Raw genomic sequence first — 17,060 nt, 5'->3', positions numbered from 1 at the left:
TTTAGCTAACTAAAGAAAACATTAATTCTCCTTCACAAGCAAGTTGACCATCAACTTCGGCACGACCTTGCATCTTACCGAAACGACGTTGTTTTACCCATAACAGTTCCACCATTATTACTAGTTGATCCCCCGGCACGACCTGGCGACGAAAGCGAACTTTATCGATACCAGCGAAGACGAACAGCCCGCCTTCTACCGAAGACATTTGAGTTAGGACAATGCCTCCAACTTGTGCCATTGCTTCAACAATTAGCACCCCTGGCATCAGTGGACGTTCAGGGAAATGTCCTTGAAAATGGGGTTCGTTGATAGTGACATTTTTAACCCCAACAGCTTTTTTACCTGGCACGTAGTCAATGATTTTGTCTACAAGTAAAAATGGGTAGCGATGGGGTAGCAATTTCTGAATTTCTTCAGATGTGAAAGTTGTTTTAATCTCAGAACTGATTGTAATCTCATTTATACCCTGTGGTTCGGTAGATGTAGGTGTAGTCGTATCGATGGTATTCACTTCAGTGAGGATTGACATTGGCCGTGTAGTTGATTTTTTATCTAAAAGTTGAGTAGGCAGGCGTAGATCCAAAGCCTTAATAATCTTGGATGTAAATTTTAGATCGAATCTAAAATCTAAAATCGTTCGACTGAGCGAAGCCGAAGTCCAAAATCTAAAATTTTCTGAGCCAGTTGAATGTGTAAATTATGACTTGCTTTATACGCTAAAAAATGAGCACGAGGAAAAGTTCCTAGTAAACTCAAATCTCCTACTAAATCCAAGATTTTATGACGGACTGGCTCATTTGCAAATCTCAGCGGTGGATTTAGCCAGCCTTCTGGCCCACAAACGAGTGCATTATCCAAACTGCCACCTTTAATTAACCCTGTTTTTTGTAAGTGTTCAATTTGATGCAGTAACCCAAAAGTACGCGCAGGAGCAATTTCCGCAGCAAAGCTAGCAGAAGCGTTTTCTAGTTCAGCGGTTAGTAACCAACTATGCCATTGATTACCAATGGCAGGCAGGTCAAAATCAATACCGTAACTAAAGCGGGTTTCTGGTGCTGGGAGGGCACATACAAAGGCATCCCCTTCATAGACCCATATTGGTTCTGTAATAGCCAAGGGAACTTGGTTGTTAACAGGTTGTGAGACTAAGCCAACTTGGGCAATATTGGCTGTCCACACACTTGCTGAACCATCTAAAAGTGGAACTTCTGGGCCATCAATTTCAATCCGGGCATTATCCACTCCCAGACTCGAAAGTGCTGCCAACAAATGCTCTACCGTGCGAACATATACCTCACCCTGACCCAACTGAGTTGAGAGAACAGTGTGATTAACTGCTGCAACTTGGGCTGGAACGATCGGGAAATCCGGTAAATCCACCCGTACAAAGTAGCGTCCACTGCCGGCCTCGGCTGGTAATATCCGCACCTGGGTATTTACACCGCTATGCAATCCCACCCCTGTTTGGGTGATTTGGGCAGCTAGAGTGTGCTGTCGCATAGCCGAAAAGTCAATATATTTCCTTTAGTATTGTTCATCATCTGTTTTGGTAAAATCCCTGATATTCCCTGAAAAATCTCATTAATCCCTTTATCGGAACAGTATTGAGGTAAATGTAAAAATTAGCAAGCTAATTTAGAAAGAGAATTGTCATTAGTCCTTAGTGATTCACTAATGACCAATACTTCAACTACGCCCTTCGACTACGCTCAGGACAAGCTCAGTACAAGTGACCAATGACTAATGACTAATTAAAATCTTTCGCCAATACCGAAATTAATCCGGCTATCACCATCATCGTTGATACCGTAGTCAATCCGAATTGGCCCCAGTGGAGACTGGACGCGAACGCCAAGACCATAACCATAGCCACTGCCATTTTTGTTTAATACTTCAGCAGCCCTAGTACTAGTTCCCAGATCGCTGCCGAGATCAAAAAATAGTGCGCCGCTAACTACTGAAAAAACTGGAAACCGATACTCAACTGATGCTTGCACATAAGAGCGTCCACTACCTAATGCTCCTTCTTCATAACCCCGAACGGAGTTACTACCCCCAAGAGTAAAAGCTTCGTAGGGAGGCAAGTCACCGAGGATGGTTCCTGCTTGCAGGTTAAATGCTAAGGTTTGTGCCCCTTTGCTGAGGCTAATTAGCTTAATGGGTAAATATTGGCTGTAGCTACCCCGCAATCTGGTGAGGAAGATGTTGCCTAGCCCGATAGGAACTGACTGATCGACTCCAAAGCGGAGATAAGAACCACTAGTGGGTTGCAGGGGGTTATTACGGAGATCGCGCTGTGCCCCCACTTGGAACAGAAGTAAATCGTCTTGACCGCTGCTAGAGAGGGTCAGTGGAATTTCATCACTCAGGCGGTTTCCAGTATCGTCATCAAATACCGCTCCTGTTTTTCTCAGATTGCCATCAGCATCACGAGCGGAAACTCGTTGATACTGTAAACCCGCTGAGGCAGTCCAGACAGAAGTTTTATAAGGATTGGCAGAGAGGGGACGGGTAAAGGTGACACCACCACCTAGACGGAGAATACGAGGACGATCCTGAGAATCTACATCGGTGGGATTACCCGGATCAAACGTCCTAATATCTTCATCTTTACCATCAAAAATCAACGAAATAGAACTGCGACGGAAAATATTGGTTGTGTAGGAAGTCCGGTAAGGATCTCCAGCGATCCAGGGGTCGGTAAACCGCACGTCAAACAGCAGTTCTCGTTCTCCTACCTGTATTTCTGTCCCCAGTTTTTGGTTCCTACCGTTCAGGTTTTGCTGTTGATAGCTAACTGTTCCAAAAAGTCCGCTAGCAGAACTAATCCCTGCCCCAGCCGCAATAGAACCGCTGCTTCGTTCAGCTACATTTACTACTACATCCACCTTGCTGGGGTCGGTACCAGGGTCAAGGGACACATTCACATCTTCAAACAGTCCCAATCCATACACGCGCTGTAGGTCTTTTTGTACTGTATTGCGATTGAATACTTGTCCTGGCTTCAACTCCACTTCTCGGGTAATGATGTACTCCTGTGTCCGTCCGCGAATTGGTTGTCCTTTTTCGTCTGTCTCTTGACCATCTTTATTGCGGAACCGGACTCTAATGTTTTCTACTACCCCTTCTGCTACTTGTAAGGTAACAACTCCGTTTTCAGAGACTTGTGGCGCTCCAATCACGTTGGCTAGGACGTAACCTTGATCTTGATACCGCTTGTTTAACTGCTTGATGCCTTCTTGTAAGTCACGCAAATTGAGAATTTTGCCATACTGCTCCCGAAAGACTTCATCCACAGTGTTAGCTGGTAGTACAGAAGGGACACCAGTGCCAGGATTGGCTTGCACTTCTACTTTACTGAGGACGGGATTAGGCTGGACAACAAAGCTAACTCGCACTCCCAAGGGGGTGTCTTCTGGCGCTGCTTGGACATTGGAGAAGAAGCCAGTACCAAAGATGGCGTTAATATCTTCTTGCAGTTGACTGCGGGTGGTTGTTTGTCCTGGTTGGGTGCGAATTACTCTGTAAACTTGGCTTTCCAGTTCTGGTGATAGTTGGCCAGCTTGGGATCTAACTACAACTTCCGATACCAGTACGCGGGGATCGTTGGCTTCTGGGGCTGTGTTGGGTTGAGTATTGCCCGGAGTTGTCGGTGGATTAACATTCTGGGGGCTGGGAGTAGTGCCTGGGAATGGAGTATTGCCCGGAGTTGTCGGTGGATTAACATTCTGGGGACTGGGAGTAGTTCCTGGGAATGGCGCAGGTGTTCTTTCTTGACTAGCTGGGGGGGGAATTTCTGGAGCAGTTGATGGTTCTGGAGTTGTGGGTAATAAAGGTTCCGTTGTCGGTGGATTGACATTTTCTGGGACTGGAGTGGTTTCAGGAGTTGGGGAAGGCGTTGGTTGTTGAATTTCTGGCGCTGGAATGTCTGGAGCCGGAGACGGCTGTTGAGTAGGGCTGGGATTGATTTCAGGAGTTTGTGCAGTTGTTGGCGTTGTGGAGGTTGGCACAATTACCTCTGGATTCGCGCTCGCTGCTGGGTTGGCAGGGTAAATTGCAACGACGCGGGATTGGGGACGCTCCGCCTCTATAACTCCTGTGGATTTAGGTCGAGATTCTAGACTTTTACTAGAGTTAACCTGACCAGTGTCCTTTTCTGGCTGCTGATTTGTTTCTAGTGTCAAAACTTCTGTTGTCTGTTTTGAACTGTTGGCGGTTTCTGCATTTGCACTTAATGAGACACCCAATGGAGCTGCAATTGCTACTGCTGCCAGCAATACGGGAGATAAACGCATTTTACTTATATTCCTCTTCACGACCACACACACACCATCACAAGGCAATAATGCCCTTATGCCAAAGGTAAAATTTCAAAACATAATTTTTTTCTTTTGCTTTTTTACTTTACAAGGCAAAAGGCAAAAGGCAAAAGTTAAATATAATTCCTTCTGACCTTTTGGTTTTTACCTGGTTAACTTATAGTTTCTACCGCTTTTAACACTCTTTGTAAGACCTCCTGGTAGGCATCCTCTACATTTCCTAAGTCTCGGCGAAAGCGATCTTTGTCCATTACCCGGCGGTTTGAGTCTTTTTCTGCGGTATCCCACAAACGGCAGGTGTCGGGGCTAATTTCATCTGCCAAGAGCAACTGCTGTTGTGAGTCCAAACCAAACTCTAGTTTGAAGTCTACTAGGGTAATGCCACACCGCTGCCAAAAGTTATTGAGAAATTCATTGATTTGCAATGCTAGATGTGTAATTGCGTCTACTTGTTCCGCAGTCGCTAGTTCTAGCAGGTACAGGCGATCGCGTGTCAACAAAGGATCTCCTAACTGATCGTTTTTATAATAGAACTCAACCAAAGGCTGTTTCAGAATTGTACCCACTGGTAAACCTGTTTGCTGACACAAACTGCCAGCAGCAATATTTCTGATCACTACTTCTAAGGGTAAAATCTTTACTGTCCTCACCCGCATTTGATTCGGGGCAGGGCTGTCGATAAAGTGAGTCTTTATACCATAAGCTTCCAACTGTTTAAAAAGCTGGCTGGAAATGCTACAATTAATTTTTCCTTTACCTTCGATGTTGCCACGTTTTTGGGCGTTAAACGCCGTGGCATCGTCCTTAAAATCAGCCAACAAGACTTCGGGATCGTCCGTTGTATAAAGAATTTTTGCTTTGCCTTCGTATAACTTGGAATTAACAGACATGGTGGCAGGTAGTGTTTTAGGCGATGGACAAAAATTGTCCTTTGAGGCTTCACCATTTTATCTTTAGTTATTAACTATTAACCATTGGTGATTATTTAAGAGGAAGCAGGGGCAGGTTAAAATAATTAATAACCAAATACCTAGCCAAATTTTTTCCTCTGGATCGCTGCTTAATAGCTAATTGCCAAATATTTAGAACTAAATCTCTAACTTTTAACAGAGGACAATTAGCTTTCGTATCTAGTATCCTCACCTAAGTAGTTTTACTATCAGGATTTTAATTAGTTTTGAGAGAATAAGTTACCAAGACATACTGGTATGTCATAATAATTTGTACCTAAAGGTTTCGATTGAAGCTAATTACAATTTGAACTTCATAAATTAAGATGAGATAAATTGACAACCGTGAGGAAAATCAGATATTCTCTCTAGTTACTTTAGCGATTTTTTTGTAACATTTAATACACAAAACATTTCAAGCTTTATCTTCTAGTCTCGAAATCTGAATCAACCAATTCCCGATTAACAATTGGAAAAGAAGTCGGACGATCTGATTTCCCCTAATCTGACAAAAGTAAAGATTAGGTTAGCTAGTAATTTAGCTTCAGAAACCCAAACACAAGGTGAATTGAATAAATGGATAAAAAAATAGTGAACAAGGATGATTTTCTCTTCCCTCGCGGTCGCTACTACGGTCAAGTTAAGCCAGAAAACTTGGTTTTTAATGCAAATCTCCAGGAATTTGCTCAACGGGTAAGTTACATTTGCAACTTAGAAACAGGTGGAAAAGTGCCTCCAGGTGCAGCTTACGAACAAATAAAGGATTTGTGGAAACAGTTGAAACGCTCAAAAAAAGAGCTAGGAATTGGCGAAGAGCCGTTTCAAGATGACCAGGGAGAGACTCAAGGTTGAATGGGGAATGGGGTACGGAGCATTGGGAACTGACAAATGACAAATGACCAATGACAAATGACAAATGACTACTTAGTAAGCATTGTCCAGACACCATCCCAGGACTCTGGAGGCGGCGTTTGTTGGTAATTATGCGCACGCTCTAGGTGGATATTAACAGCTTGGTCTTGGGGTTGGATAGATTTGGCGGACTCGAAACAAGCGATCGCTTGTGAGAAGTTGCGCGATAAATAAGCAGCACGTCCAGTATGATAATGAAATAAAAACTCTTGAGTGTTGGCATCTAACTCAGTAGTGCGATCGCCAATTAACTCGTAGATATTAACTGCCTGGTGTTTCCCTTTGACTCGGATTTTATCTAACTGGCGCACCCAAATGCGATCGCTGCACAATTGGTAAGTAAATTCACTTAAAACAATATCACAACCGTAATCTTTAGTTACCGCTTCTAAGCGCGAACTTAAATTTACACCATCTCCAATGACTGTGTAATCCATCCGTTTGCGAGAACCAATATTGCCCGAAACCACATCTCCAGAACTAATCCCAATGCCAATACGAATTTGCGGCTGGGACTGGATAATTCGCCGTTGGTTAAATTCCTCTAAGCGGCGTCTCATATCTAACGCTGACTGCACAGCTCTCCAAGCATGATTTTCTGTCAATGGTAGCGGTGCACCAAATACCGCCATTAAGGCATCACCAATAAATTTATCAAGAGTGCCTTCGTGGTTAAAAACCGCCTCCACCATCGTTTCAAAATATTGATTGAGCAGCAATACCACCTCAGCTGCACCAAGATTTTCCGTAAGTGTTGTATAGCCCCGGATATCAGAAAACAAGATAGTTACTTCCTTCCGTTCGCCTACCATTAAAGCATCTTCCCCTAGTGCCATAACTTGTTCAGCGACATGGGGCGTCAGGTAGCGGGACATGGTAGTTTTCATCCGTTTTTCCTGAGTAATGTCTTCTAAGACCACCAAACCACCGCGTACACTACCTTCTGGGTTAGTCAGGGGATTAACAGTAAGATTGATATTGCGTTCTAATGTTTGTACCTCATTAGAAGTGAGAAACTCAGATTGGGGAGTCAGAGGTTGATTCCAGGGAATAAAAATATCGGGGTTAGTGCGATCGCGTAGTGCTAAAATTGAGTGCTGATTCCTAAGTCCTGTTAGCGGTAGCGGAGCGTTGAGCCAGTCTTGATTTTCAATCAGCGCTTGGTAAAGTCCCAGCATCAAACTTTGCTCTGGCACATAATGTTTAGCTCCAGTTTTTAGACTATCTTCTAGTCGCATTTGGAGATTTTCAATTGGCACAACTTCCCAAACGAAACGACCAATCAAATTTTGTTCCCACAAAATCTTGTTGTTTTTACTATTAGCGTCTCCTATCGGACAACCCAGCAACTCTAGGGCTGCATCATTAATCGTGACAATCTGTCCTGCCATATCTGTAGAAATCACAGCATCTGACAGACTTTGTAAAATATCTTTTTGATACTGTTTTTCTAACAGTACATTTTCAAACAGCCGAGCATTTTCTAAGGCAATTCCTGCCTGATTATTAAAAGCCCGCATAAACTCTTCATCAGAAGCAGTAAAACTGTTTTGCTGCTTATTAATTAATTGTGTAACACCAATCAATTCATTTGCAGAATTAAATACTGGTAAACATAAGATATTACGAGTTATATAACCAGTTTTTTTATCTATAGTCGGGTCAAAGCGGGGGTCTTTATAAGCATCGGAAATATTTAAGGCTTCACCAGTGGAAGCTACATATCCCGCTATGCCACGGTTAGCGGGAATGCGAATTTCTATCAAGTTTGTGCCATCTGCTGCTACTGCAACTTTCGTCCAGAGTTCGTTCAGCTCTTTACGATATAAAAACAGTGTGCTGCGGTCTGCTTGCATTAAAATTCGAGCTTGTTCCATGACTATCTGCAAAGTTGCTTCTAAATCTAAACTTTGCCCCAGTGTCTGAGTTGCCCGCAACAAAGCTGTTGCACCTCTTTGATTACGAGCCGCTACATAAAAAGATTGGCAGCTTTCCAGGATAATCCCAATTGAAGCCGCAAAGTCTCGAAAACGTTCTTCATCATCATGATTAAACGGAACATTCCCGGTTTTATTAGCTAATTGCACTACCGCTACAGTCTGGTTTTTGCTACTGATAACGGGCATACATAAAATATTACGGATTTTATAGCCCATTTGTTTTTCAAGTTCTGGGCTAAATAGGGGATGAGTATAAGTTTCAGATATATTGAGATATTGACCTGTACTAGCAACATGGCCAGGGATACCCACTGTAATGGGAGTACGAATTTCTAAGAATTTTTGGGTATTATCTTGAGGAACTTTTGACCACAATTGACCTTTGTCATAGTCAACTAAAAAAATGGCTGTATGTTCTGCTTGGAGAATTTGACCAATTTTGAGGGTGATAGCTTCTAATACTTTCTCCAACATAGTTTCTAGAGCTTCATTATTGATCAGTTCAATAGCTCTCAGAAATTGCTGGAACTCAGCAGTTATAAAGTCGAGTAAGCAAACGAATTCATTAACAGATAATTCTTTGACGCGACGCAGTAGGGCGTGAGTACGATTAACTTGAGTCAGTTCAGTTAATGTAGCCAAGACGCTGCCAGGGTTGGGGAGTGTCACGTCGCTTCGCTCCGAATTAAAAATTCAAAATTCAAAATTAATAATCCCCATAAATAAATGGGCTTGTATCATCAGTCTGTTTCGGTCATGGGAATTTTAGATTTTAGATTTTAGATTTTGGGCATAGGGCATAGGGCATAGTTATTAATTCTTCTTCCCCTGCCTTCCCTGCTTCTTCATCACCCCACTCCCTACCTCTTATTCTGCCAACTGTTCAGAAAATATCACCTTTTGATAGTAATCTTGTAGCTGCCTAGTGGCAGCTGCCCAACCCCAACTTTCTGCTTCTTGGCGGGCATTTTGACGGATGATATCTCTTTGTTGTTTTTGTTCTAAGAGTCGAACAGTAGCAGCTAACGCTCCTTGAACATCTGCTGTTGGCTCAAAAAGATATCCATTTACCCCATCTGTCACAATATCAGGAATTCCCCCGGAACGGGCTGCTACCACCGGACAGCCAGCAGCCATCGCTTCTAGTAGCACTAAGCCTAGTGTTTCTGTGCGGGAAGGAAAGATGAAGGCATCAGCACTCGCAAAGGCAGAACCTAACTCTTGCCCCATAAGATAGCCAACAAAATAAGTGTTTGTGCCAGCAAAGTGTTTTTGCAATGCTTGACGGTGCGGTCCATCTCCAACCAATGCCAACCGCGCTTCGGGAATTGCTTCTAAAATTGGTTTGATACGCTCAATTTCTTTTTCAGCCGAAAGCCGCCCAACGTAAAGTAGCAATGGACTTTCTGGATGATTTTGTGATAAGCGCGATCGCATCTCTACATTAGCTAAATCGGGGTGAAATAATTCTGTATCTACCCCACGTTGCCATAAATCTACACGTTCAATACCATGTGCTGTCAGTTCCTCCACCATTGCTGTGGAGGTACACAGATTCAAAGCAGCTTGATTATGAGCGCCTTTGAGTAGTTCCCAAAGAAAACCTTCCAACATCCCTAAGCCATAATGCTGGAGATATTGGGGTAAATGGGTGTGATAAGAGGCCACCAAGGGGATTTTGAGGATTTTGCTATAAAATATCCCAGACAAACCCAAAACTGCTGGATTCACGACATGAATAACATCAGGCTTGAACTCTTCTAAAACGTATCCAATGGCTGGGCGAGGAAGTGCCATTTTCAATTCTGGATACAATGGCAGAGGAAAGCCAGTAACGCCGTAAACTTTAGCGCCTTTGTGTTCTGTGATGCCTCCATCAGGGGCAATCACCAATACTTGATTACCACTGCGCTGGAGATGATCGACAGTATGGCGCAGGCGCGTTACAATGCCGTCAACCTTGGGTAAAAAGGTTTCGGTAAATAGGGCAATTCTCATAAAAAACTATTCAGTCCAGGCAGATAATCTCAGCTTAAGAGTGCATTTTGCTATTAAACACAGAGTAAACTTTCTCGCGTCCTGTAATCAATTCTGCACAATCAAAATAACTGTAGTAAACAGTAAACAGTAAATTTAGTAGTAGCTGGAAGATACACCTGATAAATAATAAATAGTTGGTCGTCATATTGTGCTAAAATACGACGACCATTTTTAGACCCACGATTTACTGGGGTTTATTTTAATTTCTGTGCCAAGAGACTTTAGGCAGAATTTGTTTGCGATCGACTCGCGTTTGATACTTGATGGCAAAGTTTAACAGAGAATCGAGTAGAGAATCAGAAAGTAAGTGAGGCTGTAAACCTAAATCGAGCAATTTTGTGTTTTTAGCATTAAAGTAATGTTCTTCTTTCTCAACTCTGGGATTATCTAGGTGATTGATTTCTACGTTCAATCCCATAGCGTTACCAGCTTTTTTCACCATCAATGCCAAGTCGCCGACGCTGAATTGTTCGGTAAATTGGTTAAATACGCGGAATTCACCAGCTTCGGCAGGGTTAGCGATCGCTAATTCCACACATCTGACTGTATCCCGAATATCCAAAAATCCGCGAGTTTGTCCACCTTTACCGTAGACAGTTAACGGATGTCCAATTGCTGCTTGAATACAAAAGCGGTTCAGTGCAGTACCAAACACACCATCGTAATCCAGCCGATTAATCAATAGTTCGTCTATCCCCGTTTCTTCGGTTAAGACGCCATAAACTACACCCTGATTTAAATCAGTTGCCCGCAATCCCCAAATCCGGCAAGCAAAGTGGATGTTATGACTATCATGGACTTTGCTTAAATGGTACATCGAACCGGGTTGCTTGGGATAAGGTAGGGTATCCTTGCGTCCATTGTGTTCAATGGTGATATACCCTTCTTCGATGTCGATGTTGGGTGTACCGTATTCGCCCATCGTCCCCAGCTTCACCAAATGACAGTCGGGGAAATCTTCCCGCATGGCGTACAGCAAGTTCAACGTCCCAACTACATTATTGACCTGGGTAACAACTGCATGTTCTCGGTCAATCATGGAAAATGGAGCCGAACGCTGTTCGCCAAAATGCACCAGAGCATTTGGCTGAAATTGCTGTAATGTTTTATGGAGAAATTCGTAATTTGTAATATCGCCGATGAACAAATCGATAGATTTACCCGTCAAATCTTGCCAGCGCTGGAGACGTTGTTGAATTAGTGCGATCGGAGTGAGAGTTTCGACACCAAGTTCATTATCCCAATGCCGCCGCACCAAACTATCTAGAATTCCAACTTCATAACCTCGATTGGAAAGGTAAAGAGCAGTTGCCCAACCGCAATATCCATCACCACCAATAACCAGGACTTTCATCTTCACCAGTTTTTACTCGCTGATAGCTAAATCTATCAGGTTTCTGTACCCTCTCAATCATTATTCTGGGAGAGATGTGGATTTTAGGGGGAGTGGGAAGTCGGGAGATGAAGGCAGGGGAGAAGTAGGAGTAAGCCTTTCCCCTCTGACCCTTTGCACCTCTGCCTCTTCCTATGCCCAATGCCCAATGCTCCATTAAAACTTTGAAATCCGATACTGCTGGGCAATGTAATAAAACAAACGATAGTAATTTTGAAATTCTTGGCTCTTACTCCGTCCCTGTAAATGGTATTTCACTTGATTCTGAGTTAGCGTCAGTGTCATCGAACTTACTCCTTGTTCGACTTCTACAAGCAGTACCCCAGGTACTCCTTGAGCGGTCTGAAAGTTGGATTTGCTCTTTTTCATGGACTCTGGATCGTTTGGCAGCTGATGACTTGCCCACCCGCGAATTTCCACTGAGTTATCCTGTGCTGGAATCAACGCAATTCCATCACCATTTTCTGAGGCTACTAAAGAAGTCCAATTACTCGGATATGGAAATTCAAAGCCATAACGAGAGTTACTATAAGTTTTCCAGGCGATCGCCCCGGCGTTAAAATCATTTGCAGTACAACCCCACAGCATGATTAACAGGGCAATGACTCCGCTAACGCTGGCGGCAAACCGATAAATTCTTCGCCCCAAACTACAGATTGTATTAGCAGTAGCCATTTACATCACACATTTTGCCAAAGTTACTGATTCTATAGAAATACCAGAAACTCTGATATTGCACTATTCTCAATCAGCTAACTAGTAGTCTGCCACATCAATTTTAAGAGATTCGTAGTGAGCGATTTATCGCTCAATTTCAAGGACTAGAGCCACTAATAATCAAGTACAACCCATCAAATGTGATGATGCCAGCAAACCCAAATATAAATAAATGTAACGAAATAGACGTTAAAACGTTTTACTGTCTTGACAACCAATAAAAGAACAGATAACTTGATATACATACCCGGGTAAGACCGTTAAAGAGTTATATGCAAACGCAAACTAAGCAAAAGGTCACTTTGTATTTATCGCCAGAGTTGCACAGAAAACTGAAGATTCGTTCAGCAGTTGATTCCGAGCCAATGTCAGAACTTGCCGAACGTGCCCTTGGTTTTTACCTATCTAATCAAGAGTTAGTTGACGAGTTAGAAAATTCTACTTATGGGCGGACTCATAGAGTTTATTCATGCCCAACTTGTGATAGCTCACTAGTCTTACGTGATGGGGAACTGGTTACTTTAGGCAATCAACCAGGAGTAGTTGGTCAAGAGCATCTTTCTCTTAATGAGATTGATGAAGATGAAACCAATCCCAAGGGTGAGGAAGAGTTAGTTCCTTGCTAAATAAATAGATATTCATGATTCGGTTGTCTTTACCAGAAGCAATGTCTCTACTGTCTCTATAAGGTCTCAAGTAGGTCGAAGTATGAACGAAGAGCTCAAAATCCTAATTCAAGCTCAATACCCTTTAATCTACCTTGTGACCTCCGAGGAAGAGCGGGCCGAGCAAGCAATTTCCACAATCGCCCAGTTATTAAAGCCCCAGCGTCGAGTATTTGTTTGGACAGTAACACACGGAATTGTTGAGTATGGTCAACCCCGCAATGTTACCCAACATAATACTGTATCTCCAGAGGCGGCGATTGAGTGGATCATCCGGCAGAAAGAACCAAGTATATTTATTCTTAAAGATTTACATCCCTTTATAGATGCGCCTGCAACTAACCGATCGCTGCGTGATGCGATCGCTAGTTTTAAAGGTATGCAAAAGAACATCATTTTGATGTCCCCAATGCAGCAAGTACCTATAGAACTGGAAAAAGAAGTTGTTGTTCTCGACTTTACATTGCCAGATATGGCTGAGTTGAATAAAGTCTTAACTCACCATATAGAGCAAAATCGTGGTCGGCGACTGACAACAGAAGCCAGAGAAAAACTTCTCAGAGCTGCTTTGGGTCTAACTAAAGACGAAGCTGAGAAAGTCTACCGTAAGGCACAGGTAACTAAAGAGCGTTTGACGGAAGATGAAGTAGACATCGTTTTATCTGAGAAAAAGCAACTAATTCGGCGCAATGGCATCTTAGAATACATTGAAGAAGATGAAACTATTGATGCTGTAGGTGGCTTAGAAGAGTTAAAAAGATGGCTCAAGCAACGCTCTAACGCTTTCACAGAAAGAGCGAGAGAGTATGGTTTGCCTCAACCAAAGGGGATGCTAATTTTAGGAGTTCCTGGTTGCGGTAAGTCATTAATTGCTAAAACTACTTCCCGGCTGTGGGGTTTACCACTGTTGCGGTTAGATATGGGGCGAGTCTACGACGGCTCAATGGTGGGACGAAGTGAGGCAAATCTGCGAAACGCCCTGAAAACAGCAGAATCTATTTCCCCAGCGATATTGTTTATCGACGAATTAGATAAATCCTTTGCTGGTAGCGGAGGTTCATCTGATTCTGATGGGGGTACTTCAAGTAGAATCTTCGGCTCCTTCCTCACATGGATGCAAGATAAGAAATCACCAGTGTTCGTGATGGCAACCGCCAACCGAGTAGAACGCTTACCTGGCGAGTTCTTGAGGAAAGGACGCTTTGATGAAATTTTCTTTGTCGATCTGCCAACACCGGAAGAACGGCAGGATATTTTCAATATTCATCTGACCAAGCGCCGTGAAGACATCTCTCGATTCGATCTTGAGCAATTAGCCAAGATGTCTGATGGCTTTTCTGGAGCAGAAGTTGAGCAAGCGATCGTTGCGGCAATGTATGAAGCTTTTGCCCAAGATCGGGAGTTCACCCAACTAGATATTATTGCTGCACTGAAGGCAACATTGCCGCTGTCTCGAACGATGCAAGAACAAGTAACGGCTCTGAGAGATTGGGCCAGACAGCGCGCACGCCCCGCAGCATCCTCCGTAGCTGAATATCAGCGAATGGAGTTTTAAAAGCTTTCCTCTGCCATCCCAGGGGGAAAGGCTAGCTGAAAATGCTAGCAGTTATAAGAAAAGCCGCATCCTGTTAAGCGCGGCTTCGCCCAAAACAAACCGTTGTCGTTTTTCTCAATCTTCTCATTGGAGGAAACCCAAATGTCTCACTTTAGCACCCTGCGTACCAAAATCACCGATGCCGAAATCCTCAAGGCTTCCTTGCGCGACCTCGGTATCAGCGTAAAGACTGAAGCTGATGTCCGTGGTTATAACGGTCAGCGTGTCCGTTCTGACATCGTTGCCGTGTTGGAAGGCGAATATGACCTCGGCTGGTCTCGCAATGGCGATGGTTCTTTTGACCTAATCGCTGACCTGTGGGGCGTTGCTAAGAAGCACAACCAAACCGAGTTGATCAACTCAATCAACCAAAAGTATGCCGTTAACAAAACTTTGGCTGAAGTGAAACAGCGCGGTCTGCAAAACGCCAATGTGAAGTTGGTATTGCAATAACAATTTCTCTGCGCGTTCCCAAAGCTGCACGGGTTAACCATATAAATAGCGGTTAGCCCGCTTTTTTATCGGGGCTGAGATTTATTTCTCAGTCCCGATTTTTTATGAGTCTAGTCAATACTAATTTAAAATAAGTAAGCCCTATTAACTTCAGCTTTTAAATTTGATGCCTGAACTTTGCAATGATTTTCAATCAAGAGCTATTACAGAAAGAACAGGCACATTTACTGACAATATGAAATTACCTATTCATAGATGGTTTAGGTATTCTGCTGGATTTTCAGCAACTTGGGTTGAAGGAGTAATCGCAGAACTGAAACCGAAAATTGTCCTCGATCCATTTGCAGGATCGGGCACTGTTTGTATTGCTGCTGATAAACTTGGTGTGAATTCCTACGGCATTGAAGCGCACCCTTTTGTTTATCGGCTTGCACAAGGGAAGCTCTCATGGGAGATAAATACTGATGAGTTTTTGGAAGCGATCGCTGAGATTAAAAACCTTGCTGCTAGTCTTCAGCCAAAGTTTCCAGACAAAATGCCACTGTTACTAAATAAATGCTACACCGAGGATGTATTAATATATCTCTTCAAAATCAGGCAAGCCTATTTAGAGCTAGCTCCAACCCTATCTGAAGAGTTACAATATCTCACTTTTCTAGCAATCTCTGCTACTTTACGATTGTCAAGCTATGTAGGTACGGCGCAGTGGCAATATATTCTTCCAAACAAACGAAAAGCCAAGATTTCTAAACCACTTAATGCACTAGATATGCAAGTCGCTTTGATGTTAGAAGATATGCATTGTATGCAGTGCCTTAGAGCAGCAAGCCAAGCTACTTTTCTTAGAGAAGATGCAAGGATTTTAGAAAGCATTCCCGATAAGTTAATAGATTTAGTAATAACCTCTCCACCGTATGCAAATAACTATGATTATGCTGATGCCACGCGTCTCGAAATGACCTTTTGGGGTGAGGTTAACTCTTGGGGGGATTTACATGATATAGTTCGCAAGTTTCTAATTCGTTCAAGTTCGCAACATGTGTCAAAGGATCGATTGCAATTGGATGCTTTAATAACTGATCCTATCCTTGAGCCAATTCGAGATGAGCTAATTCCTGTTTGTAAAGAGCTAGAAAAAGTCCGAGAGACTAAAGCCGGCAACAAAGCTTATCACACAATGATCGCCGCATACTTTATTGATATGGGGTCTGTATTCCATGCCCTTCGTCGAGTTACAACATCTGATTGCAAGATTTGCTTTGTAGTTGGAGATTCAGCCCCTTATGGGGTGTATGTTCCAGTTGAGCAGTGGTTGGGAAAATTAGCAAATGAGGCAGGGTTTTGCTTATGGTCTTTTGAGAAAATTAGAGAACGTAATGTCAAGTGGAAAAACAGAAAACATAATATTCCTTTACATGAAGGAAGGCTTTGGATAGAAAGTTAGATTATGGCGCAGTCACCATCACACAAGTTTGGTCAGCAACTAGGCAAACTTCTTGAAGATATCGTACTTTACGATATTCTGAAACCTCGACTAGAGCAATTTGCCCAAGTCAAAAACTACTATCTTGACTGGCAGCGATCGCGTCCTGCTAGAAGTGGTAAAAAGGTTACTTGGGAGGATAAATATGGAAATAAGCACGATCTAGATTTTGTAATTGAAGTCGATGGTACGGATAATAAGCTTGGCAGACCTGTTGCATTTATTGAATCTGCATGGCGTAGATATACAAAACACTCAAAGAATAAAGCTCAGGAAATTCAAGGGGCGATATTACCAATTATTGAGCTTCATCATCTATCTGCACCCTTTTATGGGGTAGTATTAGCTGGAGATTTCACAAAGCCAGCGTTAGAACAACTAAAAAATAATGGCTTTGCAGTTATTTATATTCCATATAAAGGTGTAATATCAGCATTTCAAGTAATTGATTTTGATGTTGCTTTTGATGAAGATACTCCTGATGAAAGCTATACTACAGCCTACTTTCCGCACCCCTAACTGTCACAAAGGGAAATTACGGAGAGAAAAAAGTAAAGTGAGAATCAAAATAGACATCATTAGCCAAAAAAG

14 protein-coding genes are annotated in these 17,060 nt (G+C 42.9%); 6 read left to right on the top strand and 8 right to left on the bottom strand.

Going from position 1 to position 17,060, the window contains the following annotated elements; all coding sequences use genetic code 11:
• Nucleotide 1: 1 nt before the first annotated feature.
• From fabZ to purC, 4 genes are all read right to left on the bottom strand, one after another.
• Nucleotides 2–532, bottom strand: a complete 531-nt coding sequence (fabZ, locus tag V7K53_RS03230) for a 3-hydroxyacyl-ACP dehydratase FabZ (protein WP_335196210.1) — start codon at nt 530–532, stop codon at nt 2–4.
• A 98-nt stretch (nt 533–630) separates the two neighbouring features.
• Nucleotides 631–1,503, bottom strand: a complete 873-nt coding sequence (lpxC, locus tag V7K53_RS03225) for a UDP-3-O-acyl-N-acetylglucosamine deacetylase (protein ID WP_335196209.1) — start codon at nt 1,501–1,503, stop codon at nt 631–633.
• 251 nt (nt 1,504–1,754) lie between these two features.
• The gene (locus V7K53_RS03220) at nt 1,755–4,298 is read right to left on the bottom strand and encodes a BamA/TamA family outer membrane protein (RefSeq protein WP_335196208.1); all 2,544 of its coding nucleotides are present in this window, start codon (nt 4,296–4,298) and stop codon (nt 1,755–1,757) included.
• A 176-nt stretch (nt 4,299–4,474) separates the two neighbouring features.
• Nucleotides 4,475–5,212 (bottom strand): phosphoribosylaminoimidazolesuccinocarboxamide synthase, encoded by a 738-nt coding sequence (gene purC / locus V7K53_RS03215; RefSeq protein ID WP_335196207.1) that lies wholly within the window; start codon nt 5,210–5,212, stop codon nt 4,475–4,477.
• Between the two features lie 636 nt (nt 5,213–5,848).
• Between purC and V7K53_RS03210 the strand changes: the two genes are divergently transcribed.
• The gene (locus V7K53_RS03210) at nt 5,849–6,124 is read left to right on the top strand and encodes a DUF7219 family protein (RefSeq protein ID WP_335196206.1); all 276 of its coding nucleotides are present in this window, start codon (nt 5,849–5,851) and stop codon (nt 6,122–6,124) included.
• 68 nt (nt 6,125–6,192) lie between these two features.
• Here V7K53_RS03210 and V7K53_RS03205 read toward each other — a convergent pair whose 3' ends face one another.
• The 4 genes from V7K53_RS03205 to V7K53_RS03190 all read right to left on the bottom strand — a co-directional run bounded on the left by V7K53_RS03205 (nt 6,193) and on the right by V7K53_RS03190 (nt 12,232).
• Nucleotides 6,193–8,793, bottom strand: a complete 2,601-nt coding sequence (locus V7K53_RS03205) for a GAF domain-containing protein (RefSeq protein ID WP_335196205.1) — start codon at nt 8,791–8,793, stop codon at nt 6,193–6,195.
• 198 nt (nt 8,794–8,991) lie between these two features.
• Nucleotides 8,992–10,122 carry a glycosyltransferase family 4 protein gene (locus V7K53_RS03200; protein WP_335196204.1) on the bottom strand — a complete coding sequence of 377 codons (1,131 nt, stop codon included), beginning with the start codon at nt 10,120–10,122 and terminating at the stop codon, nt 8,992–8,994.
• A 241-nt stretch (nt 10,123–10,363) separates the two neighbouring features.
• On the bottom strand, nt 10,364–11,518 hold the full coding sequence (locus V7K53_RS03195; RefSeq protein ID WP_335184941.1) for an NAD-dependent epimerase/dehydratase family protein: 1,155 nt from the start codon (nt 11,516–11,518) through the stop codon (nt 10,364–10,366).
• Between the two features lie 195 nt (nt 11,519–11,713).
• The gene (locus V7K53_RS03190) at nt 11,714–12,232 is read right to left on the bottom strand and encodes a hypothetical protein (RefSeq protein WP_335196203.1); all 519 of its coding nucleotides are present in this window, start codon (nt 12,230–12,232) and stop codon (nt 11,714–11,716) included.
• Nucleotides 12,233–12,546: 314 nt separating this feature from the next.
• On the opposite strand from V7K53_RS03190, the gene V7K53_RS03185 reads away from it, so the two are divergent.
• The 5 genes from V7K53_RS03185 (at nt 12,547) to V7K53_RS03165 (ending at nt 16,988) form a co-directional block, all read left to right on the top strand.
• A complete protein-coding gene (locus V7K53_RS03185; RefSeq protein ID WP_335196202.1) occupies nt 12,547–12,900 on the top strand; it encodes a hypothetical protein in 354 nt (117 codons plus the stop codon).
• An 82-nt stretch (nt 12,901–12,982) separates the two neighbouring features.
• Nucleotides 12,983–14,494 carry a stress-responsive protein Ycf46 gene (gene ycf46 / locus V7K53_RS03180; protein WP_104906609.1) on the top strand — a complete coding sequence of 504 codons (1,512 nt, stop codon included), beginning with the start codon at nt 12,983–12,985 and terminating at the stop codon, nt 14,492–14,494.
• A 141-nt stretch (nt 14,495–14,635) separates the two neighbouring features.
• Nucleotides 14,636–14,986 (top strand): DUF1257 domain-containing protein, encoded by a 351-nt coding sequence (locus tag V7K53_RS03175; RefSeq protein WP_094350625.1) that lies wholly within the window; start codon nt 14,636–14,638, stop codon nt 14,984–14,986.
• A 235-nt stretch (nt 14,987–15,221) separates the two neighbouring features.
• Nucleotides 15,222–16,430, top strand: a complete 1,209-nt coding sequence (locus V7K53_RS03170; RefSeq protein ID WP_335196201.1) for a DNA methyltransferase — start codon at nt 15,222–15,224, stop codon at nt 16,428–16,430.
• A gap of 3 nt (nt 16,431–16,433) precedes the next feature.
• Entirely contained in the window at nt 16,434–16,988 is a 555-nt protein-coding gene (locus V7K53_RS03165; protein ID WP_335196200.1) for a hypothetical protein, read from the top strand.
• The last annotated feature ends 72 nt before the right edge of the window (nt 16,989–17,060 follow it).

Origin of the sequence: Nostoc sp. (genome assembly GCF_036917355.1) — a bacterium.
Lineage (GTDB): Bacteria > Cyanobacteriota > Cyanobacteriia > Cyanobacteriales > Nostocaceae > Nostoc.
This window is presented reverse-complemented; position numbering and strand designations above follow the sequence as displayed.

Bases quoted from the DNA above. Each gene is read 5' to 3' on its own strand.
- V7K53_RS03200 (WP_335196204.1), bottom strand. From the start codon at position 10,122: ATGAGAATTGCCCTATTTACCGAAACCTTTTTACCCAAGGTTGACGGC.
- V7K53_RS03220 (WP_335196208.1), bottom strand. From the start codon at position 4,298: ATGCGTTTATCTCCCGTATTGCTGGCAGCAGTAGCAATTGCAGCTCCA.
- V7K53_RS03165 (WP_335196200.1), top strand. From the start codon at position 16,434: ATGGCGCAGTCACCATCACACAAGTTTGGTCAGCAACTAGGCAAACTT.
- V7K53_RS03210 (WP_335196206.1), top strand. From the start codon at position 5,849: ATGGATAAAAAAATAGTGAACAAGGATGATTTTCTCTTCCCTCGCGGT.
- V7K53_RS03170 (WP_335196201.1), top strand. From the start codon at position 15,222: ATGAAATTACCTATTCATAGATGGTTTAGGTATTCTGCTGGATTTTCA.
- ycf46 (WP_104906609.1), top strand. From the start codon at position 12,983: ATGAACGAAGAGCTCAAAATCCTAATTCAAGCTCAATACCCTTTAATC.
- V7K53_RS03175 (WP_094350625.1), top strand. From the start codon at position 14,636: ATGTCTCACTTTAGCACCCTGCGTACCAAAATCACCGATGCCGAAATC.
- lpxC (WP_335196209.1), bottom strand. From the start codon at position 1,503: ATGCGACAGCACACTCTAGCTGCCCAAATCACCCAAACAGGGGTGGGA.
- fabZ (WP_335196210.1), bottom strand. From the start codon at position 532: ATGTCAATCCTCACTGAAGTGAATACCATCGATACGACTACACCTACA.
- V7K53_RS03195 (WP_335184941.1), bottom strand. From the start codon at position 11,518: ATGAAAGTCCTGGTTATTGGTGGTGATGGATATTGCGGTTGGGCAACT.
- V7K53_RS03185 (WP_335196202.1), top strand. From the start codon at position 12,547: ATGCAAACGCAAACTAAGCAAAAGGTCACTTTGTATTTATCGCCAGAG.
- purC (WP_335196207.1), bottom strand. From the start codon at position 5,212: ATGTCTGTTAATTCCAAGTTATACGAAGGCAAAGCAAAAATTCTTTAT.
- V7K53_RS03190 (WP_335196203.1), bottom strand. From the start codon at position 12,232: ATGGCTACTGCTAATACAATCTGTAGTTTGGGGCGAAGAATTTATCGG.